At 71.4% G+C, this 19669-nt stretch carries 19 protein-coding genes and 2 tRNA genes; 15 read left to right on the top strand and 6 right to left on the bottom strand.

Annotated elements, in window-relative coordinates:
• The first annotated feature begins 16 nt into the window (after window positions 1-16).
• A complete protein-coding gene (locus AC1DE0_RS03750; protein ID WP_478097249.1) occupies window positions 17-574 on the top strand; it encodes a TetR family transcriptional regulator in 558 nt (185 codons plus the stop codon).
• 248 nt (window positions 575-822) lie between these two features.
• Here the strand turns inward: AC1DE0_RS03750 and AC1DE0_RS03755 are convergent, their stop codons facing one another.
• A complete protein-coding gene (locus AC1DE0_RS03755; protein WP_478097251.1) occupies window positions 823-1701 on the bottom strand; it encodes a 3-methyladenine DNA glycosylase in 879 nt (292 codons plus the stop codon).
• Between the two features lie 67 nt (window positions 1702-1768).
• On the opposite strand from AC1DE0_RS03755, the gene AC1DE0_RS03760 reads away from it, so the two are divergent.
• From AC1DE0_RS03760 to AC1DE0_RS03800, 9 genes are all read left to right on the top strand, one after another.
• A complete protein-coding gene (locus AC1DE0_RS03760) occupies window positions 1769-3244 on the top strand; it encodes a SagB/ThcOx family dehydrogenase (RefSeq protein ID WP_478097253.1) in 1476 nt (491 codons plus the stop codon).
• A 36-nt stretch (window positions 3245-3280) separates the two neighbouring features.
• On the top strand, window positions 3281-4825 hold the full coding sequence (locus tag AC1DE0_RS03765) for a phospholipase D family protein (RefSeq protein WP_478097255.1): 1545 nt from the start codon (window positions 3281-3283) through the stop codon (window positions 4823-4825).
• Between the two features lie 74 nt (window positions 4826-4899).
• Window positions 4900-5679: a fumarylacetoacetate hydrolase family protein gene (locus AC1DE0_RS03770; protein WP_478097257.1), complete on the top strand. Its 780-nt coding sequence runs from the start codon at window positions 4900-4902 to the stop codon at window positions 5677-5679.
• A gap of 27 nt (window positions 5680-5706) precedes the next feature.
• Window positions 5707-5874 (top strand): hypothetical protein, encoded by a 168-nt coding sequence (locus AC1DE0_RS03775; protein ID WP_478097259.1) that lies wholly within the window; start codon window positions 5707-5709, stop codon window positions 5872-5874.
• A gap of 268 nt (window positions 5875-6142) precedes the next feature.
• Window positions 6143-7582, top strand: a complete 1440-nt coding sequence (gltX, locus tag AC1DE0_RS03780) for a glutamate--tRNA ligase (RefSeq protein WP_478097756.1) — start codon at window positions 6143-6145, stop codon at window positions 7580-7582.
• Window positions 7583-7586: 4 nt separating this feature from the next.
• Window positions 7587-8261 carry a GNAT family N-acetyltransferase gene (locus tag AC1DE0_RS03785; RefSeq protein WP_478097262.1) on the top strand — a complete coding sequence of 225 codons (675 nt, stop codon included), beginning with the start codon at window positions 7587-7589 and terminating at the stop codon, window positions 8259-8261.
• Window positions 8258-9010 carry an HAD family hydrolase gene (locus AC1DE0_RS03790; RefSeq protein WP_478097264.1) on the top strand — a complete coding sequence of 251 codons (753 nt, stop codon included), beginning with the start codon at window positions 8258-8260 and terminating at the stop codon, window positions 9008-9010. Before AC1DE0_RS03785 ends, AC1DE0_RS03790 begins: the two co-directional genes overlap by 4 nt.
• Window positions 9011-9067: 57 nt before the next feature.
• Window positions 9068-9139: transfer RNA gene (locus AC1DE0_RS03795), tRNA-Gln, on the top strand.
• A gap of 91 nt (window positions 9140-9230) precedes the next feature.
• Window positions 9231-9303 (top strand) — tRNA-Glu (locus tag AC1DE0_RS03800).
• A 61-nt stretch (window positions 9304-9364) separates the two neighbouring features.
• Here the strand turns inward: AC1DE0_RS03800 and AC1DE0_RS03805 are convergent.
• The 4 genes from AC1DE0_RS03805 to AC1DE0_RS03820 form a co-directional block, all read right to left on the bottom strand.
• Window positions 9365-9991, bottom strand: coding sequence for a MerR family transcriptional regulator (locus AC1DE0_RS03805; RefSeq protein WP_478097266.1), 627 nt, complete (start codon window positions 9989-9991; stop codon window positions 9365-9367).
• Window positions 9992-10240: 249 nt separating this feature from the next.
• Window positions 10241-11248, bottom strand: a complete 1008-nt coding sequence (gene fgd / locus AC1DE0_RS03810) for a glucose-6-phosphate dehydrogenase (coenzyme-F420) (RefSeq protein ID WP_478097268.1) — start codon at window positions 11246-11248, stop codon at window positions 10241-10243.
• Window positions 11249-11345: 97 nt separating this feature from the next.
• A complete protein-coding gene (locus tag AC1DE0_RS03815) occupies window positions 11346-12335 on the bottom strand; it encodes a L,D-transpeptidase family protein (RefSeq protein ID WP_478097270.1) in 990 nt (329 codons plus the stop codon).
• 190 nt (window positions 12336-12525) lie between these two features.
• Window positions 12526-13278: an IclR family transcriptional regulator gene (locus AC1DE0_RS03820; protein WP_045191628.1), complete on the bottom strand. Its 753-nt coding sequence runs from the start codon at window positions 13276-13278 to the stop codon at window positions 12526-12528.
• A 152-nt stretch (window positions 13279-13430) separates the two neighbouring features.
• Between AC1DE0_RS03820 and leuC the strand changes: the two genes are divergently transcribed.
• The 3 genes from leuC (at window position 13431) to AC1DE0_RS03835 (ending at window position 16549) form a co-directional block, all read left to right on the top strand.
• Window positions 13431-14876: a 3-isopropylmalate dehydratase large subunit gene (gene leuC / locus AC1DE0_RS03825; RefSeq protein WP_478097273.1), complete on the top strand. Its 1446-nt coding sequence runs from the start codon at window positions 13431-13433 to the stop codon at window positions 14874-14876.
• Between the two features lie 3 nt (window positions 14877-14879).
• Complete coding sequence (gene leuD, locus AC1DE0_RS03830; protein WP_478097275.1) at window positions 14880-15473, top strand: 3-isopropylmalate dehydratase small subunit; 594 nt, start codon at window positions 14880-14882, stop codon at window positions 15471-15473.
• 287 nt (window positions 15474-15760) lie between these two features.
• Window positions 15761-16549: an HU family DNA-binding protein gene (locus tag AC1DE0_RS03835; RefSeq protein ID WP_478097277.1), complete on the top strand. Its 789-nt coding sequence runs from the start codon at window positions 15761-15763 to the stop codon at window positions 16547-16549.
• 195 nt (window positions 16550-16744) lie between these two features.
• On the opposite strand, the gene cofC is transcribed toward AC1DE0_RS03835, so the two are convergent.
• Window positions 16745-17626 (bottom strand): 2-phospho-L-lactate guanylyltransferase, encoded by an 882-nt coding sequence (gene cofC, locus AC1DE0_RS03840; protein ID WP_478097279.1) that lies wholly within the window; start codon window positions 17624-17626, stop codon window positions 16745-16747.
• A gap of 114 nt (window positions 17627-17740) precedes the next feature.
• On the opposite strand from cofC, the gene AC1DE0_RS03845 reads away from it, so the two are divergent.
• Both AC1DE0_RS03845 and AC1DE0_RS03850 read left to right on the top strand, forming a co-directional pair.
• Window positions 17741-18559 (top strand): lysophospholipid acyltransferase family protein, encoded by an 819-nt coding sequence (locus tag AC1DE0_RS03845; RefSeq protein ID WP_478097281.1) that lies wholly within the window; start codon window positions 17741-17743, stop codon window positions 18557-18559.
• Window positions 18556-19560: an NAD(P)H-dependent glycerol-3-phosphate dehydrogenase gene (locus AC1DE0_RS03850; protein ID WP_478097284.1), complete on the top strand. Its 1005-nt coding sequence runs from the start codon at window positions 18556-18558 to the stop codon at window positions 19558-19560. Before AC1DE0_RS03845 ends, AC1DE0_RS03850 begins: the two co-directional genes overlap by 4 nt.
• The last annotated feature ends 109 nt before the right edge of the window (window positions 19561-19669 follow it).

The raw sequence follows: 19669 nt of genomic DNA on the forward strand, positions 1-19669 counted from the left end.
AGGACCGGGGGAGCGCGTGCCACTCAGCAGGCAGCAGGTCGTCGACGCCGCCGTCAACCTGCTCCGCCGCTACGGCCTCGGCGACCTGTCCATGCGGCGCCTGGCGCGCGAGCTCGGAGTGGCGCCCGGCGCCCTGTACTGGCACGTCGCCAACAAGCAGGAGCTGCTCGTCGAGGTGGCCGACGTCCTGCTCGCCGAGATCCCGCGGCCGCCGACCGGCCCGCCGGCCGCCGAGGCCCTGACCGGACTGGCGGTGGCCATCCGGGAGGCGCTGGTGCAGGTGCCCGATGCGGCCGACGTCGTCGGGCTGGCGTATGCCGTCGAGCCGGGTGCCGCCCAAGCGCTGCGCGACCTCGCCCGACTGGTTTACGAGGCGGGGGCGACCGCCTCAGAACGCGACGACGTCGCCGCGCTGGTGGTCAACCACATCCTGGGTTCCGTTGCGGCGCAACAGAACCGGGCGCTGGCGGCGCAGGTCGAGTCCGAGCTTCCGGTGCCCGACGCGACGTCGGAGGCCAAGGCGTTCGAGATCGGGCTCGCCGTCATCGTGCGCGGCCTCGGCTCCGTCCCCTGACGTGGGGACAGACCTGAAAGTGCTGGGCGGCCCAGGCCCCGCCCAGCACCACCCCCGTGGGGTGGATATCGCCGGCGCGCGTGCCGTGGAACCTTCGCCGACACCCATCAGAGTGGCGCATCCCGGCGGTGATACGTGGGGAAACCAAAAAACTTGGGACGCGCCTCTCACGACCCGGTCACCGTCGAGTGCCCAGTTCCCGACGTGGGCTCCGTCGAGAAGTGAGCACTCGAGCGGGGGGCGGTGGGTCAGGCTGACGGTTCGAGGGCCATGACCCGGTCGATGGCCTCGACGAGGCGTTGCCGGAGCGCCTGCCCGCGCACCGAGAAGGCCCGCTGCTCGGCGGCGTACTGCGCCTTGCCTTCGGACGTCTCGATGCGCACCGGCTCGTAGCCGAGCTCGCGGAGGTCGTACGGTGCGGCGCGCATGTCCAGCGACCTGATGTCACGGGCCAGCTCGAAGCAGTCCATGACGAGCTCGCTCGACACGGCCGGCACCAGCTTGTGCGCCCACTTGTAGAGGTCCATGCCGGCGTGCAGGCAGCCCGGCTGCTCGAGATCCGTCTGGCTCGCGCGGGTCGGTCTCAGGGCGTTGCGCGGCACGGCTTCAGGGGTGAAGAAGCGGTAGGCGTCGAAGTGGGAGCAGGCGATCTGGTGGCTCTCGACGACGGCGTCGGTGCCCTCCGTGCCGAGTCGCAGCGGCCAGCCCGTGTGCCGCACGTCGGAGTGGCCCTGTCGGTAGACCATGGCCCACTCGTGCAGTCCGAAGCAGCCGAATCGTGCCGGCCGGTCCGCGGTCCGCACGAGCAGCTCGCGGACGAAGCGCAGGGTGTCACCGCGCGCGGCCACGAACGCGTCGTCGTCGACGCGCGCATGATCGCCGTCGACGACGTAGAACCGCCACTCGGGGTGCGGCGCGCGCGTGCCCCCGGCGAGGGCGACCCCGGCGCCCGGGTGCCACCGCCGCAGCTGGGCGGGCTTGTAGGAGTAGTAGGTGAAGAGGAAGTCCTCGACGGGGTGCGTCTGGTGGTCGCGACGGCGCTCGAGGTGCGCCGCGGTCGCGGCGTCGACGCGCCCCTCGTGGGCCGCGGTGCGCTCCCGCCATTCCTGCTCGCCCAGCACCTGCACCCCACGAGGGTAGGCGATCGCCCCCGACATCCCGCCACGCGCGAGCCGTCCGGAGCAGGATGGGGCAATGGCTGCGGACACCGAACGGCCCACCCACCTGCTCCACCGCCTCACGAGCTACTCCCACGAACGGGAGTGGACCGAGGTGCCCGACGACGATCGCCTCGTCCAGGACCTGGTGCCGAACGACGTCACCCGCCGCCCCGCCTGGTACAAGGGCTACGGCGACGACCTGAGGCGCACCCTCCTTCCGCAGGAGCTGCCCGCCGCCACCGCTCCTGCGGCCGCGCTGCTCGCCGGCACGGCCGACGTGCCCACGGGCCGCCTCGACCTGGCCGGCCTGGCACGCCTCCTCTACCTGTCGTCGGGCGTCACCCGTCGGACGAAGCGGCCTGACGGCGGCGTGATGCTCTTCCGGGCGGCAGGGTCGGCCGGTGCGCGCTTCCCGCTGGAGCTCTACGTGGCCGTGCCTCGCGGCGTCGACCCGGGCGTCCTCTCCGCAGAGGTGGCGCCCGGGGTCTACTGGTACGACCCCGAGGCGCACGCGCTCGTGGCGGTGGGGCCGCCCCCCGCCGGCGATGCCCCGACGGTCGTCGTCACCGGCATCCCATGGCGCACCGGATGGCGCTATCGCGAGCGGGGCTTCCGTCACATCTACTGGGACGCCGGCACGATGCTGGCCCAGCTGCTCGCCCTGGCCGACGGCGCCGGCGTGCCGGCCCGCCTCTTCACGACGTTCGCCGACCGGGAGGTCGCGGCCCTGGTCGGGGCCGACGGTGCCAGGGAGTTCCCGGTCGCGCTCGTCGCCCTCGGCCCCGGCACGCCGGCTGTCCATCCGACCGGCGACGCGCTCGGCGGTCACCACGACGCCGACGGCCTCGAGTTCCCGCTCGTGACCGCGGCCCAGCGGGCGGGGGAGCGCACCGGGCTCGGGGTGGAGATCTCGCGTGGGGCCGCCGTCTCCCTCGCAGCAACAGGCCCGGGGCCGGCCATCGACGCCGTCGTCGCCAGCAAGGGCTCGATCCGTCGACTCCATGCCGACCGGAGCCTGTCACGCGACGTGCTCGACGATGCGATGAACGCCGCCTTGCGTGGCATCGCCGTCCCGCACTGGGTCGGGGTGAGCGGCGTCGAGGGCGTGCCGACCGGTGTGGCCCGATGGCCCGAGGTCGACGCCCCGGTGCGGGCGCTCGACGAGCAGGTGGTGCGCGACGAGCTCTTCGGTGCGGCCCTCGAGCAGGGGCTCGCACACGACGCCGCCTTCGTGGCCATGAGCGGCACGCGGTTGGCTGACCTCGACGACCACGACTACCGCGACGCCCAGCTGCTCGCCGGACTCGTGGAGGGCCGACTGCACCTGATGGCGTACGCGTTGGGCGCGGCCGCGTCAGGGATGACCTTCCGTGACTCCGACCTCGTGAGCCTGCTCGGCGAGGACGTCGCCGGTCTGCTGTGGACGTGCGTCGGTGTGCCGGAGTACCGCACGCGCCGCAGTGGCGCGCCCGGCTCGCCGGCCGACGTCACGATCGTCTGGCCGCGCTGACCCACGAGGCTGTGCGTGGCGGCATACGCTCGGTCCGTGTTCGCCGCCGACTGGTATCTCAGCGCCTCCGAACGGGGCAACCCGTGGACGCGCCTCGACACGCGCCACCCCGACGGGCGCGCCTGGAGCGAGGGCAACACGGTCACCCCGCTCATCCACGGGAAGGCCTACTTCGCGGAACTCACCCGACGCGTGGCGTCGATGATTGCCGGGGACCTGCTGCTCTTCGTCGACTGGCGCGGTGACCCGGACGAGCGGCTGACGGGTGAGCCCGGCAGCGAGGTCGCCCGGGTCTTCGCCGACGCCGCGCGGCGCGGGGTCGACGTGCGCGGACTGGTCTGGCGCTCCCACTGGGACCGGCTCGCGTTCTCGGCGGACGAGAACCGCCACCTCGAGGAGGACGTCAACGCGGCCGGCGGCGAGTGCCACCTCGACATGCGCGTGCGGCTCGGCGGCTCGCACCACCAGAAGTTCGTCGTCCTGCGACACCCCGACCGGCCCGAGCTCGACGTCGCGTTCCTCGGCGGGATCGACCTGTGCCACAGCCGCCGCGACGACGCAGACCACGCCGGCGACCCGCAGCCGCAGTCCATGGCCCGCGTCTACGGGGCCAGGCCCCCGTGGCACGACGTCCAGCTGGCCCTGACCGGTCCGGTCGTGGGCGATGTCGAGACGGTCTTCCGCGAGCGCTGGGACGACCCGCAGGCGCTGACCCGCTCGCCCGTCCGACTCGCACTCGACGCCAGGCGGGGTGACCGTCCGCGCCGCCGCCCCCTGCCGCAGCAGGCACCCGACCCGGCTCCCACGGGCGACCACCCGGTCCAGCTGCTGCGCACCTACGGCCGTCGCCTGGGTGGCTACCCGTTCGCGCCCCGTGGGGAGAGGAGCGTCGCCCGTGGCTACGCCAAGGCGTTCGCCCACGCCCGGCACCTGATCTACCTCGAGGACCAGTACCTGTGGTCGAGCGAGGTGTGCGCGCTGCTCGTGCACACCCTGCGCCGGGCGCCCGACCTGCGGCTGGTCGCCGTGCTCCCGCACCAGCCCGACCAGGACGGGGCCGTGAGCCGCGCCCCCAACCTCGTGAGCCGCGCCCGGCTGCTCGACGACCTGAGGGCGGCAGCGCCCGGCCGCGTCGCCGTCTACGGCATCGAGAACCCTGCCGGCACACCGGTGTACGTGCACGCCAAGGTCTGCGTCGTCGACGACGAGTGGGTCACGGTCGGCTCGGACAACTTCAACCGGCGCTCGTGGACGCACGACTCCGAGCTGTCCGCAGCCGTGGTGCACCACGGCTTTGCCCGCGACCTGCGCCAGGCGCTCGCCCGCGAGCACCTCGGCGCCCAGGGCGAGCTGGCCCTCGAAGACCACTTCGACGCGTACGCCGCGAGCGCCGATGAACTGGAGCGCTGGCGGCAGGGGCCAGCTGCCGGCGATCGCGGTGCCCGGCCACCCGGCCGCCTGCGTCCGCTCGACGACCCGGACCAGAGCCGGCTCACCCGACTGTGGGCCGACCCGCTCTACCGGCTCGTCTACGACCCGGACGGCCGGCCGCTCGACCTGCGACTGCGGCGCACGTTCTGACCCTGACCCGGACCGAACGCGCATGACACCGGACGCCGGCCGGGCGCGGAGCGCCCTGTGGCTAGGGTGGGTGCGTGCGCATCGCGAGGTTCACGACCGGGGACGACCCGGCATACGGCATCGTCCAGGGCGACCCCGGCAGCGAGATCATCACCCCGCTCGCGGGCGACCCTCTCTACGTGGGGCTCCAGCCCAGCGGGCAGCCGCCGGTGATGCTCGAGGAGGTCCGTCTCCTCGCCCCCGTCATCCCGCGCTCCAAGGTGGTGGCCATCGGCAAGAACTACGCCGACCACGCCAAGGAGATGGGCGGCGAGGCGCCCGCCGAGCCGATGATGTTCTTCAAGCCGAACACCTCCGTCGTCGGCCCCTTCGACCCCGTCGTGCTGCCGGCCGGCAGCGGTGAGATCTCCTACGAGGGTGAGCTCGCCGTCGTCATCAAGACGATCACCAAGGGCGTCAAGGCCGAGAACGCCGCCGACTGCATCTACGGCTACACCATCGCCAACGACGTCACGGCACGTGACTGGCAGCGCACCGACGGACAGTGGGCCAGGGCCAAGGGTTTCGACACGAGCTGCCCGCTCGGGCCGTGGGTCGAGACCGAGCTCGACCCGGCCGACCTGTCCATCGTGACCACGCTCGACGGTGACGTGAAGCAGGACGGCACCACCGCCGACATGATCCACGGCATCTCGAAGATCATCGAGTACGCCTCTGCCGCCTTCACGCTGCTGCCCGGCGACGTCATCCTCACCGGTACGCCGGCCGGGGTCGGTCTCGTCGAGGCCGGTCAGCAGGTGACTGTCGAGATCGCCGGGATCGGCTCGCTCACCAACACCTTCGTCAGGCGCTGACCGCCGGCGGCACCTAGGGTCGAGCCCATGAGCAACGACGAGACGACGGCCTCCGACCCGACCGACGAGCCGCAGGGCGACTACGCCGGACGTCATGCCGGCGCAGGCGAGCCCGACCAGGGGCCCGACGAGGACGCGACCTACGACGCGAAGCACGACGACGTCGATGGCCCTCCCGGCGCTGTCGGGCACTGAGGGCCGGCGACCCCGACCCGGGTCGCCCGACGCCGCACGCCGGTCGGCTCGCGGCGGCCACTAGGCTGTTCGCACCATGAGCGAGAACACACCAGGTATGCCGTCCAGTTCCCTCCCGGGGTCCCCGTCCGGGTCCGTCTCGGGCGACGCGCAGGTCGAGGTGCGCCAGGCCGAGCACGCCCGGCGCAGCACGTCCGACGGCAGCGGACCGGTGCGCACGCGAGTCGCGCCGAGCCCCACGGGCGACCCGCACGTGGGCACCGCATACATGTCGCTCTTCAACCTCGCGTTCACGCGGCAGCAGGGCGGCCAGTTCGTCCTCCGCGTCGAGGACACCGACCGCGCCCGGTTCCGTGAGGACTCCGAGGCCCAGCTCTACGACACGCTCGCGTGGCTCGGGCTCCACTGGGACGAGGGCCCCGACATCGGTGGCCCGTTCGCGCCCTACCGCCAGAGCGAGCGACTCGACACCTACCGCCCGTACGTCGACCGCCTCGTCGCCGACGGGCACGCCTACCACTGCTGGTGCTCCAAGGAGCGCCTCGACCAGATGCGCGAGATCCAGCAGAAGACCAAGCAGCCCACGGGCTACGACCGCCTCTGTGTCGGCAAGACCCGCGACGAGCGCGCCGCCCTTCCCGGCTTCACCGAGACGCCCGTCGTGCGCATGCTCGTCCCCGACGACGTGCCGCTCGTCTTCGACGACGTCATCCGCGGCAAGGTGTCGGCGCCGCGCCCCGACGACCAGGTCATCCTGAAGGCCGACGGGTTCCCCACCTACCACCTGGCCGTCGTCGTCGACGACCACGAGATGGGCATCACCCACGTCGTGCGCGGCGAGGAGTGGATCAGCTCGACGCCCAAGCACATCCTGCTCTACCGCTGGCTGGGTCTCGAGCCGCCGAAGTTCGCGCACATGCCACTGCTGCGCAACACCGACAAGTCCAAGATCTCCAAGCGCAAGAACCCCGCGGCACGGCTCACGTGGTTCCGCGAGCAGGGCTACCTGCCCGAGGCGCTCGTGAACTTCCTTGCGTTGCTTGCCTATCCGCCGCAGCAGGACGCTGAGGGCGCCGACGTCGAAGTCTTCACGTTCGATGACTTCAGCCGCACGTTCGACTGGGCCAAGGTCAACCCCATCGGCCCCATCTTCGACCTCAAGAAGCTGGAGTGGCTCAACGGCGTCCACATCCGTGCGCTCGAGGTCGGCGAGTTCGCCAGCCGGCTGCTGCCCCACCTCGTCGATGCCGGCATCCTCGGTGAGACCCAGTCGCTCGGCGAGCTCGCGCGGCTCAAGGCCGTCGCCGAGCTCATCCAGACCCGCATGGCGCTGCTCACCGAGGCGCCGGCTCTCGTGGGCCCGTTCTTCGTCGCCGACGACCAGCTCGAGATCCACGACGACGCCCGAGCGCAGCTCAAGGACGACGCCGGCAACGTGCTCGACGCCGCTCTCCGTGTGCTCGGTGACATCGACGACCACGGCGAGGGCGTCCTCGGCACGGGCAGCCCCTGGAACGCCGTCACCATCGAGGAGGCGCTGCGCACGGCGATCGTCGAGGGCCTCGGCATCAAGCCGCGGTTCGCGTTCGGCCCGTTGCGCACCGCCGTGTCGGGACAGCGCATCTCGCCGCCGCTCTTCGAATCCATGGAGATCCTCGGCAAGACGTCGACGCTGAACCGCCTGCGGTCGCTGCGCGACTCCCTCTGACGGCGTGGCCGAGACCGTCGTGGACGACCACGGCACCGGAAGCGTGTGGCCGCTGCACGGCATACGCCTGCGCAACGCCGAGCTCGACCTGCGGGTCATGACCGAGGCCGACCTGCCCGTGCTGGCGCAGGTCATGCCGGCAGACGTCGAGCTCAACCCGCACGCCACCCGGTATGCCGGCCTCGACGGCCCGGCCAACCGACGTGCCGTCCTGGCGCAGGGCTACTGGCGGGCGCTCGGCATGTGGTCGCCTGACGACTGGGCGCTGCCGTTCGTGGCGCGCCGCGGCGCCGACGTCGTGGGCGTGCAATGGCTGGAAGGCCCCGACTGGACGTCCGAGCGCACCGTCGACTCGTCGTCGTGGCTCGTCGTCCCTGCGCGGGGCAGGGGGCTCGGCAAGCAGATGCGGGCCGCCGTGCTGGCCCTCGCGTTCGGCCACCTCGACGCGCTCGCCGCGATCAGCTCAGCCGTTGTCGGCAACGGTGGCTCGCTCGGAGTGTCCCGGGCCCTCGGCTACCGCGACACGCACCGTTCGGTCCTCGAGCACTCGGGCGAGACCCTCCAGCACCTCCGGCTCGAGGCGGCGACGTGGTCCGCCTCTGGGCTCCCTCACGACGTCGTCGTCCACGGCGTCGCGCCGGCGCTGCCCCTGTTCGGGCTGGGGGAGGGGGCCTCGTGAGCGCCTCGAAGCTGGACGTCGCCCTCGACGGTGTCAGGGGGGTGCTGCTCGACGTCGACGACACCATCGTCGACACCCGTGCAGCCATGGTCGTCGCTGGCACCGAGGCCGCGGCCGCGATCTGGCCGCACCGCGTCGACGACCACCGGGCCATGGCCCAGCGCTACTACGACGACCCCGAGCGGTGGTTCCCGCGCTACGCCTCCGGTGACGTGGCGTTCGACGCCATGCGCGCCGGGCGGCTCGCCGAGGTCGCCGTGGCCTTCGGTCTCGACGTCCCGCCCGACGCTCACCGCTCGTTCGAGGACGCGTACGCCCCTGCCTTTCGTGGTGCACAGCGGCTCTTCCCCGACGTGCCCGGGCTGCTCGACGCGACCCACCGTCTCCGCCTGCCCGTCGCACTGCTCACCAACTCCGCCCTCGCGCCGACCCAGGTCAAGCTGGAGGTGCTCGACCTGGCGCACCGGTTCGACGTGGTCGTCACGACCGACACCCTCGGCTTCGGCAAACCAGACCCGCGCGTCTACGTGGAGGCGTGCCGTCTGATGGACGTCGACCCCGCCCGTGTCGTCTGCGTGGGCGACAGCCTCGAGTGGGACGTCCTCGGAGCCCAAGCGGCCGGGCTGCGTGGGGTCTGGCTCGACCGGGCGGGCCTCGGCACCAGCGAGGAGGTCGCCTCGGTGGTGCGTCTGGACGACCTCACGGCCGCCCTCGACCGCCGATTTGGGCCACCGCTCACGGACCGGTAGTATTCCCATTCGGTTCACCCCGTACCGGCCGCGAGGCAGGCTCGGAGTGAAACCCCTTGGGGTATGGTGTAATTGGCAACACTACGGTTTCTGGTTCCGTCATTCTAGGTTCGAGTCCTGGTACCCCAGCTCCGGCTCACGGCAACGTGAGCCGATTCGGAGAAATCCAAACCTCACGGTAAGGTTTCTTCTCGTGCCGAGTCCGCTCGGCACCGCTCACGGCCCCGTTGTGTAGCGGCCTAGCACGCCGCCCTCTCAAGGCGGTAGCGCGGGTTCGAATCCCGTCGGGGCTACGTGATGCTCGAGAGAGCGTGAGGAAGACCCCGGTCCGCACGGACCGGGGTCTTCCTCATCTCAGGCCCGGCCGATCGGGCCTGTGCCGAAGCGCTCTGTGCTCACGTCCTCCTGCGCGACCCGACGCAGGGCCAGCAGCACCGGGTCGGTGAGCACGTTCCCGACGATCGCGTAGCGCAGCGCCTCGCCGGCCGACACCTGGCCGAGCTCGGCGACGACGTCGGTCTGGGCCACCTCGCGCATCGCGCCCAGCCACACCGCGAGGGTCGTCGGTTCGATGGTCCAGCCTCCGGCCGCCGCGGAGGTCAGCGCGTGTGCGAGCTGCAGGCTCGCCGGGGAGTGCTCGCACTCGGGCAGCCCCAGGGCCGCCACCTGAGCCAGGGCGTCGGGGGTCGGCGTGGACGTCGGCGGGTGCGGCCGCAGCGCTTCGTGGGCCGCACCCAGCAGCTCGTGCCGGCCGGTCGGAGGGGCGTCGATGGCTCGGACCACCTCACGCACCCGCTCGATCGAGAGCCGGCCGACGTCGACGAGCGTGCGCACGAGGCGGACGCGTTCGAGGTGGGAGTCGTCGTATTCCGCCCGCGTGGCGCCGTGCAGCTCGCCGGCATGCAGCAGCCCCTCGCGCAGGTAGTACTTCAGGGTGGGGATGGTGACGCCACTGCGTTCCGACAACTCCGAGATGCGCACGGAAGAACCTCCTTGACTTTGGATAGTATGACTCTCCAAGTTTGGGTAGTCTCACTGTCCGAAAGGCCCGCACCCTCCTCGGGGCGCGAGGGCCCACCGTCGTGCAGTACTGGCGCGACGCACACTCGATCTACCGCTACGCGAGCGACCCCGACCGTCGTCACCGGCCTGGGCAGGGCGTTCGGGACGACCGGGGAGAGGTCCCGGCGCCGGCACGCCAGGCTCGCCGTGGGGCGGCGGCGGTCCAGGTCAGCCGAGCTCGCGCAGCCCGGGCAGCACGTCTGCCGAGAACTGCTCTAGGAAGCGGCCCTGGTCGTGGCCCGGGGCATGGAAGACGACGTGGTCGAAGCCCCAGTCGACGTACTGCCGCACGGCGTCGACGGCCTCCTGCGGGTCGCTCGTGACGATCCATCGCTTGGCGATCTGCTCGTCGGACAGCTCGTCGGCTAGACGCTCCATCTCGACAGGGTCGTCGACGCCGTGCTTCTGCTCGGCGCTGAGCGACAACGGCGCCCAGAACCGGACGTTGTGCAGCGCCTGGTCGGGGTCGCGGTCGTAGGACAGCTTGATCTCGATCATCTTGTCGATGTCGTCGCGCGTGCGGCCCGACTTCGCGAGCCCCTCGTCGACAGCCGGGAGGAGCTTGTCCTCGTAGAGCTCACGACCCTTGCCGGACGTGCAGATGAACCCGTCGCCGGACCGGCCGGCATACCTCGCGACGAGGGGGCCACCCGCGGCCACGTAGACGGGAATCGGCTGGTCGGGGCGGTCGTAGACCGTCGCCGCGTGGGTGCGGTAGTAGTCGCCCTCGAACTCGACCCGCTCCTCGGTCCAGAGCCGGCGCATCAGGGTCACGGCCTCGCGCAGGCGGGCGAAGCGTTCCTTGAACTCGGGCCACGGAGAGCCGGCCGCGCCGACCGCGACCTCGTTGAGGGCCTCGCCGGTGCCGATCCCGAGGACGATGCGCCCCGGGTTGAGCGCGCCGAGCGTGCCGAACGCCTGGGCCACGACCGCCGGGTTGTAGCGGAACGTCGGGGTCATCACCGATGTGCCGAGCTGGATGCGCTCGGTGCGCTCACCGGCGGCCGCGAGCCACGACATCGCGAACGGCGCGTGCCCTCCCTGGTGGCGCCAGGGCTGGAAGTGGTCGGAGATGAAGACCGAGTCGAGCCCGACCTCCTCGGCCCGGGCGGCATACGCAACGAGGTCACGCGGCCCGAACTGCTCCGCTGACGCCTTCCAACCAACCTTGAGCACGCTGACTCCTCTGGGCCCGGGGGAGTGGACCTCGCCAGCCTACGGCTGCGTGCTCACGCGTCGGTGACCAGTGCGTCACCGGTCGTGACAGGTGCGGTCACCAGTGCACGACGACCTTGTCGCCGATCCGCACCTCGTTGTACAGCCGGACGAGCAGCGGCTTGTTGCGCACGTTGACGCAGCCGTGGGAGGCACCCGCGTAGCCGAGGCGCGCGAAGTTCGACGAGTAGTGCACGGCCTGGCCCCCGGAGAAGAACATCGAGTAGGGCATCGGCGTGTGGTAAAGGTTCGAGATGACGTCGACCTTCTTCTTGTAGACCGAGAAGACGCCCTCGCGGGTGGGCAGCTCGTCGCTGCCGAAGCGCACGTCGAAGCCGTACTGCGGCACGCCGTCGATCACCCAGGTCAGGCGCCGCGTGGTCTTGCTGACGCACATGACCCGTCCGGTCATGCACCGCTCGTCGAGATCGGACGGGCTGGGTCCGGCCTTCGGCTCGGCCGGCTTCGGCTTGACGTTCGCCAGCTCGTCGGTGGTCGGCCGGTGGGTCATCGACACGAGCTTGTCCCAGGTGCGCTCGTCGAGGTCGCCGGTCGCGTCGTAGCCGCGCTTGGCCTGGAAGCCGCGCACGGCCTCCGTGGTCTTCTGGCCGTAGCGGTCGCTGACATCGCCGGAGAACCAGCCGACCTGGCGCAGCCGGGCCTGGAGTGAGCGCACCGTCGTTCCGCTGTCGCCCGCCTTGAGGATGACGACGGGGGCCGGCTCGGGCTTCGGTGCCGGTGAGGGTGCCGGCTTCGGTGCCGGTTGCGGTGCCGGCTTCGGCGCCTTGGTGGTCGGTGCGGCCGAGGGCGTGGAGCTGGGGGTGGCAGCCGGCGTCTGCGTCGCCGTGTCGGCCGGTGTCGACGCGGGCGTCTGCGCGGGTGTGGTCGGTGTCGAGCCCACGCTCTGGCCGACGTTCGTCGCTGCGGCCTCGGGTGTCGCGGTCGGCGTGCAGGCCGCGGTGCCGGCCATGAGCGCGAGGGCGCCGGTCAGCACCAGGGCGCGGCGCAGAACGCCTGCGGAACGGACCGTGGAGCTGGCTGCCTGCATCGTGACCCCTTGTTCAGCATGGTTCGACATGCGACGTGCCGTGCGTCGTTGCACTGCACTGAGGGTGACGCGACCACCCCCTGAAAGGTTGTCCGACAAGGGGCCGGGCGACAGATCGTGACCGATCTGTTGTGCAATGCCCGTCTGGCTCCCGTCCATGGAGCCGAGGATGTGGCGCCCGTCTGCCGGCTCAGGCGTTCTGTTGCTGCTGTTGCTGCTGTTGCATCGCGTGGTGGCGGCGGAGCACCTCGGTCAGCTTGTTCGCCCCGGCAACCACGGTCGCCGCGTGCAGCCGACCGGGCTGGCGCGACAGCCGTTCGATCGGGCCGGAGATCGAGACCGCGGCGACGACGCGACCCGACGGCCCGCGTACGGGGGCGGACACCGAGGCGACGCCCGCCTCGCGCTCGGCAACGCTCTGCGCCCAGCCACGGCGGCGCACCCCCGACAGCGCCGTGGCCGTGAAGGCGGCACCCTGCAGCCCACGGTGGAGCCGGTCGGGCTCCTCCCAGGCCAGCAGCACCTGGGCCGCCGAGCCGGCGAGCATGGAGAGCGTCGCCCCGACGGGGATCGAGTCGCGCAGGCCGACGGGCCGCTCAGCGGCGGCCACGCAGATGCGCTGGTCGCCCTGGCGGCGGAAGAGCTGCGCGCTCTCGTTCGTGTGGTCGCGCAGCGCGCCGAGCACCGGGCCCGCCGCGGCGAGGAGGCGGTCCTCGCCTGCTGCCGAGGCGAGCTCGCCGAGGCGCGGGCCGAGCACGAAGCGACCCTGCATGTCGCGCGAGACGAGACGGTGGTGCTCGAGCGCCACGGCCAGACGGTGCGCCGTGGGACGTGCGAGTCCGGTGGCTCCGACCAGCTGGGCGAGGGTGGCTGGGCCCGCCTCGAGGGCGCCGAGCACCGTGGCGGCCTTGTCGAGAACACCGACCCCTGAAGAGTTGTCCATGCACTGATATTGACGTCTCAGGCACTGAGACGTCAATCCGTTGGGCCCATAAAAGGTTCAGTCTTGCCGAAGAGCGATGTCGCGACCAGGTCCTCGATGGCGCGCGCGCTCGGCACCACCAGTCGTCGTCGCGGAGGGAGTCAGAGGCAGTCATGGCAGGCACACTGGCCGAGAAGGTCTGGGACGCACACGTCGTCCGTCGCGCCGAGGGGGAGCCCGACCTCCTCTACATCGACCTCCACCTGCTCCACGAGGTCACGAGCCCCCAGGCCTTCGACGGCCTTCGACTCGCCGGCCGCTCCGTGCGCAAGCCGGATCTCACGCTCGCCACCGAGGACCACAACGTCCCGACGACGCCGGGCCCGATCACCGACCCCGTCTCGAAGGTCCAGGTCGAGACCCTGCGCCGCAACTGCGAAGAGTTCGGGGTTCGCCTCTATCCCATGGGCGACGCCGACCAGGGCATCGTCCACGTCGTCGGCCCCCAGCTGGGGCTGACGCAGCCCGGCATGACGGTCGTCTGCGGCGACAGCCACACCTCGACCCACGGAGCCTTCGGGGCGCTCGCGTTCGGCATCGGCACGTCCGAGGTCGAGCACGTGCTCGCCACCCAGACGCTGCCCCTCAAGCCGTTCAAGACTCTCGCAGTCAACGTGCGCGGTGCGCTGCCCGACGGCGTCACGGCCAAGGATGTCGTCCTCGCCGTCATCGCGAAGATCGGCACGGGCGGTGGCCAGGGCTACGTCATCGAGTACCGCGGCGAGGCCATCGAGACCCTGTCGATGGAGGCCCGGATGACGGTGTGCAACATGTCGATCGAGGCAGGGGCGCGGGCCGGCATGATCGCCCCCGACCAGACGACGTTCGACTACCTCCAGGGTCGCCCGCACGCTCCCACCGGCGCCGACTGGGATGCCGCGGTCGCTGAGTGGACGGCCCTTCGCACCGACGATGACGCCGTCTTCGACGCCGAGGTCGACCTCGACGCGGCCCAGCTGACCCCCTTCGTCACGTGGGGCACCAACCCGGGCCAGGGCCTGCCCCTCTCCGAGTCGGTGCCCGACCCCGAGTCCTTCGCCGACGAGAGCGACCGCGTCGCCGCGGCGAACGCGCTGGCCTACATGGGCCTCGAGCCCGGCACGCCGCTGCGCGACATCAAGGTCGACACGGTCTTCGTCGGCTCGTGCACGAACGGCCGCATCGAGGACCTCCGCGCCGCCGCGGCCGTGGTCCAGGGCCACCGCGTCGCCGACGGGGTCCGCATGCTCGTCGTGCCCGGCTCGGCCAAGGTGCGCCTGCAGGCCGAGTCCGAGGGCCTCGACAAGGTCTTCACCGCCGCAGGAGCCGAGTGGCGCCTGCCGGGATGCTCGATGTGCCTCGGCATGAACCCCGACACCCTCGCCCCCGGCGAGCGCAGCGCCTCGACCTCCAACCGCAACTTCGAGGGCCGCCAGGGCAAGGGTGGCCGCACGCACCTCGTGAGCCCCCTCGTGGCGGCAGCGACTGCGGTGCTCGGCACGCTCTCGAGCCCCGCCGACCTGCAGACCACGGGTGGCGAGAACGCCCCCTTCGCGTCCGCGACGACCGGAGAGGCCTGAGCCATGGAGAAGTTCGAGACCCACACGGGCATCGGTGTGCCGCTGCGCCGCAGCAACGTCGACACCGACCAGATCATCCCGGCCGAGTACCTCAAGCGCGTGACGCGCACCGGTTTCGAGGACGGCCTCTTCGCCGCCTGGCGCAAGGACGAGTCGTTCGTCCTCAACAACCCCGTGTATGCCGGCGGTTCGGTGCTCGTCGCCGGCCCCGACTTCGGCACGGGGTCGAGCCGCGAGCACGCGGTCTGGGCGCTGATGAACTACGGCTTCCGCGTCGTCATCAGCTCGCGGTTCGCCGACATCTTCCGCGGCAACAGCGGCAAGCAGGGGCTGCTCACGGCCATCGTCGCGCAGGACGACGTCGAGCTCATCTGGAAGTACCTCGAGAACAACCCCGGTGCCGAGATCACCGTCGACCTCGTGGGTCGCACCGTCCGCGCCGGGGAGATCGTCGCCCCCTTCGAGATCGACGACTACACCCGCTGGCGGCTCCTCGAGGGGCTCGACGACATCGGGCTGACCCTGCGACACGAGGATCTCGTCACCGATTTCGAGTCACGACGGCCCAGCCACAAGCCGGTGACCACTCCGGCGTGAATCGACCTCGGAAGGGCTGTCGCCCAAGGCGGCTAGACAGACGGATCCCGTTGCAATGCAACGGGATCCGTCTTCTTGTGCGATCCCTGGATGGCTCTCCGGAATGGGGCGACTAGGCTCCCAGGAAGCCGCAGAAGGCGTCAAACTCCTTGCGACACAACGAAAAACCCACCATTTGGTGATGGACGCGGCACGTCGAGTCGTCCTAACGTCAGGAGGTAGCCGGACCTGTTCCGGACGCACATCGTCGGGTCGCCTGACACCGACAGTCCTCTGGAGGGGAAGACGTGAACAAGGCAGAACTGATCGACGCGCTCGAGACGAAGCTCGGCAGCAAGAAGGTCGCCTCCGACGCCCTGGAGGCCTTCCTCGACGTCGTCATCCGCGAGGTGGCCAAGGGTGGCAAGGTCGGCATCACCGGCTTCGGCACCTTCGAGCGGGCCGACCGGGCCGCCCGCACCGGCCGCAACCCCAAGACCGGGGCGACGGTGCGCATCAAGAAGACCCGCGTCCCCAAGTTCCGTTCGGGCACCAACTTCAAGGAGGTCGTGTCGGGCAGCAAGAAGCTCTCGAAGACCGAGTCGGCGGCCACGCGTGCCTCCGCAGGCTCGTCGGTGGCCGCTGCGCCGGCGAAGACCGCGGCCAAGAAGACGACGACGAAGAAGGCTGCGACCAAGGCGGCACCGGCCAAGGCGGCCGCGAAGCGGACGACGACGAAGGCTGCCGCGACCAAGGCGGCCCCGGCGAAGCGCGCCACCGCCAGCAAGGCCACCACTGCCACGAAGGCGGCCACCGCGAAGACGACCACCCGCAAGACGGCCACGAAGGCCGCACCGGCCAAGGCTGCTGCCAGGACGACGACGACGAAGGCCGCCGCGACGAAGGCCGCTCCCGCCAAGCGCGCCACGGCTACGAAGACCGCCACGACGAAGGCCGCGGCCACCAAGGCGGCCGCGAAGACGACCACGCGCAAGGCCGCGACCAAGGCGGTTCCCGCCAAGGCCGCCGCCAAGAAGACGACGACGAAGGCCGCGCCCGCCCGCAAGACGACGGCTCGCAAGACCGCCTCCAGGTGATCGCTTCGGCCGTCGACACGCCCTGACGGCCGCCCGAGGCGACGACGCGGGCCCGACCGGTCACCGGTCGGGCCCACGTCGCGTCTCAGCGGGACCGCGCCCCAGCGGGACCGCGCCCCACCGGGGCCCGGATCTCAGCCGGACCGCGTGCCAGCGGGACCGCGTCACGGCGGGTCCCGTCCCGGAGGGTGCGGGTCAGCGGATGGGCTGCCCGGCTCCGACGCCGACGATGCGCATCGCGACGACGACGTCGTCGACCACGTCGACCGTGAGGCGCTGGCCGGTGCGCAGCAGCCGCAGCCCGCTCGCCTCGAACGCCGGCGCCTCGAACGACAGCTCCACGCCGTCGTCGCGCAGCACGCTGCCGGTGTGGGTGTCGGGGTCGAAGCGGTGGACGGTCGCCTGCATGCTCCTGATCCAACCAGAAGCACGGTCCTCCAGGACTGCCCGCGTCGCGGGCCCGAGGCCGAGGCGGCGTGCCTGCGCCAGGCTGCGTGCGTCGTCGACGTCGGTGCGCAGCCGGGGGAGTGGTAGGTCGAGGCGAACGGCGCCGTCGGCGGCGTGACGGGAAGCGCTGTCGGCTCCGAAACGCGGTGTGAAGGCACGGCCGCAGCGCAGGACCGTGCCGGAGCCTTCGCCGTCCGGGACGAACGACTCGCCCTCGTGCGCGGCGCGTTCGAGGGCGATGCGCAGTGACGCTGCGTCGAGGGCCGGGAGGTCACCGAGCAGGACCGCCACCCGAGACGCCGTGCCGGCCTGCCGCATACCTGCGGAGATGGCGTCGTTGAGGCCGCGGCCGGGGTCGTCGACGACGGCGACCCCTTTCGCCTGCCACACAAGGGCCAACGGCTCGTCGCCGGTGACGAGCACCACCTGTCGTGCGCCCACCGCCTCGACGATGGCCGAAAGGGTGTCGTGGGCGATCGCGCCGCTCAGGGCTGCCCGGTCGGAGCCCACCGCGCGTGCGAGGCGGGACTTGCCGTGGCGGGTGTCCTTGACGGGGACGACCACCACCCAGTCGCCGTGCGACACGGAGGGCAAGGCGGGCTCGGGGTGCGCGTTCGGGGAGGTCGACATGCTGGCGGTATCGTCCCACTCGCCGTCGCGCTGCTCGACACCGCGCCGTGAGGTGGACAAGATGAAGCCCTGCCACGTCGACCGGCGTGCGCACGACGAGGAGGACGTGACAACGTGACTGCCGGTGCACGCAAGAGGCGGCTGCCCTGGGCCTACCGCCTCGTGGCACTCCTGCTCCGGCCGCTCCTGATGGGCCTGACGAAGCGCGACTGGAAGGGCCTCGAGAACCTTCCTGCCGAAGGCGGATTCGTCGTCTCGCCCAACCACATCTCGTACGCCGACCCGCTCGTCTTCGCGCACTTCATGTACGACAGTGGTCGAGAGGCGTACTTCCTCGGCAAGGACAGCCTCTTCACCATCCCCGTCGTCGGTTGGCTGATCAAGAAGAGCGGCCAGATCCCCGTCTACCGCAACTCTGTCGCGGCAGCCGGCGCCTACCGGGCCGCGGTCGAGGGCGTGCGTGCGGGCAAGCCGCTCGGCATCTTCCCCGAGGGCACCATCACGCGCGACCCCGACCTCTGGCCGATGCGCGGCAAGACGGGCGCCGCCAGGGTGGCACTGGAGACGCGCTGCCCCCTGATTCCCGTGGCGCAGTGGGGCGCCCAGGAGATCCTGTCGCCCTACGGCCACCGCCCCTCCCTGTTCCCGCGCAAGACGATGCACATGTATGCCGGTCCGGCCGTCGACCTGTCGGACCTCTACGACCGCCCCATCGACACCAAGGTGCTGCGCGAGGCCACCGACCGCCTCATGGACCGCATCACCGGGCTGCTCGAGGAGATCCGGGGGGAGCAGCGCCCGCAGCATCCCTTCGACCCGCGCCAGCACGGGGTGCCCGAGATCGGCGACCCGATGAAGCACCACGAGATCGGCCGCCACAAGAAGCACCACACCGACAAGCGCGGCCGCGACGGCGACGAGGAGACACCGTGACGGCGACCCGCGTCGCCGTCATGGGCAGCGGCAACTGGGGCACCGCCTTCGGGGCGATCCTCGCGGACGCCGGCTGCGACGTGAACATGTGGGCGCGTCGTGCCGAGGTGGCCGACGCCATCAACGGCGGTCGCAACGAGGCCTACCTGCCCGAGCTCGCGCTGCCGTCCTCCGTTCGGGCCACCACCGACCCCGGCAAGGCGCTCGACCAGGCCGACATCGTCGTGCTCGCAGTCCCGTCGCAGACGCTGCGCTCCAACCTCTCCGACTGGGGCACGGCCATCCCGTCGACGGCGCCGGTGGTCTCGCTCATGAAGGGCGTCGAGCTCGGCACGACGATGCGGATGAGCCAGGTCATCGCCGAGGCCGCCGAGGTCGATCCGAGCCGCATCGTCGTCGTGTCAGGCCCCAACCTCGCGCCCGAGATCGCCAGGCGTCAGCCTGCGGCCGGCGTCGTCGCCTGCACCGACATGGAGGCCGCAGAGCGCGTGGCGAGCGCTTGCGCGACGCCCTACTTCCGGCCCTACACCGACACCGACGTCGTCGGTGCCGAGGTCTGCGGGGCGACGAAGAACGTCGTCGCCCTCGCCTCCGGGATGGCCGAGGGGATGGGTTTCGGCGACAACACCAAGGCCACGATCATCACGCGCGGACTCGCCGAGACGACCCGCCTCGGGCTCGCACTCGGTGCCCACCCGCAGACGTTCATGGGGCTCGCCGGCGTCGGCGACCTCATCGCCACGTGCATGTCGCCGCTGTCGCGCAACCACTCCTTCGGCGTGCGGCTCGGACGCGGCATGACCGTCGACGAGGCGACCGCCGAGCTGCGCACGACCACCGAGGGCGTCAAGTCCTGCCAGTCGATCCTGACGCTCGCCGAGCAGCACGACGTCGTCATGCCGATCTGCGAGCAGGTCGTCGCCGTCATCCGCGACGGTCACTCGGCGAGCGAGGTCGGGCCCCGCCTCATGTCGCGCGACCTCAAGGCCGAGAAGCACTGACAGGGGCGTGGGCCGCGTCCCGAGCGACACAGCAAGGTCGCTCGTCAGCCCCTCTGTGAGCGCGAGGCGCTCCGTCGCGGCGCACTTCGTGTGTCGGCACGGACCGAAC

This window comes from Terrabacter sp. 05T424, assembly GCF_056396225.1.

What these genes read in the sequence shown, in the direction of transcription:
- leuC (WP_478097273.1), top strand. Translation starts at nt 13,431, where the DNA reads ATGGCAGGCACACTGGCCGAGAAGGTCTGGGACGCACACGTCGTCCGT.
- leuD (WP_478097275.1), top strand. Translation starts at nt 14,880, where the DNA reads ATGGAGAAGTTCGAGACCCACACGGGCATCGGTGTGCCGCTGCGCCGC.
- AC1DE0_RS03775 (WP_478097259.1), top strand. Translation starts at nt 5,707, where the DNA reads ATGAGCAACGACGAGACGACGGCCTCCGACCCGACCGACGAGCCGCAG.
- AC1DE0_RS03820 (WP_045191628.1), bottom strand. Translation starts at nt 13,278, where the DNA reads ATGGACAACTCTTCAGGGGTCGGTGTTCTCGACAAGGCCGCCACGGTG.
- gltX (WP_478097756.1), top strand. Translation starts at nt 6,143, where the DNA reads ATGTCGCTCTTCAACCTCGCGTTCACGCGGCAGCAGGGCGGCCAGTTC.
- AC1DE0_RS03815 (WP_478097270.1), bottom strand. Translation starts at nt 12,335, where the DNA reads ATGCAGGCAGCCAGCTCCACGGTCCGTTCCGCAGGCGTTCTGCGCCGC.
- cofC (WP_478097279.1), bottom strand. Translation starts at nt 17,626, where the DNA reads ATGTCGACCTCCCCGAACGCGCACCCCGAGCCCGCCTTGCCCTCCGTG.
- AC1DE0_RS03760 (WP_478097253.1), top strand. Translation starts at nt 1,769, where the DNA reads ATGGCTGCGGACACCGAACGGCCCACCCACCTGCTCCACCGCCTCACG.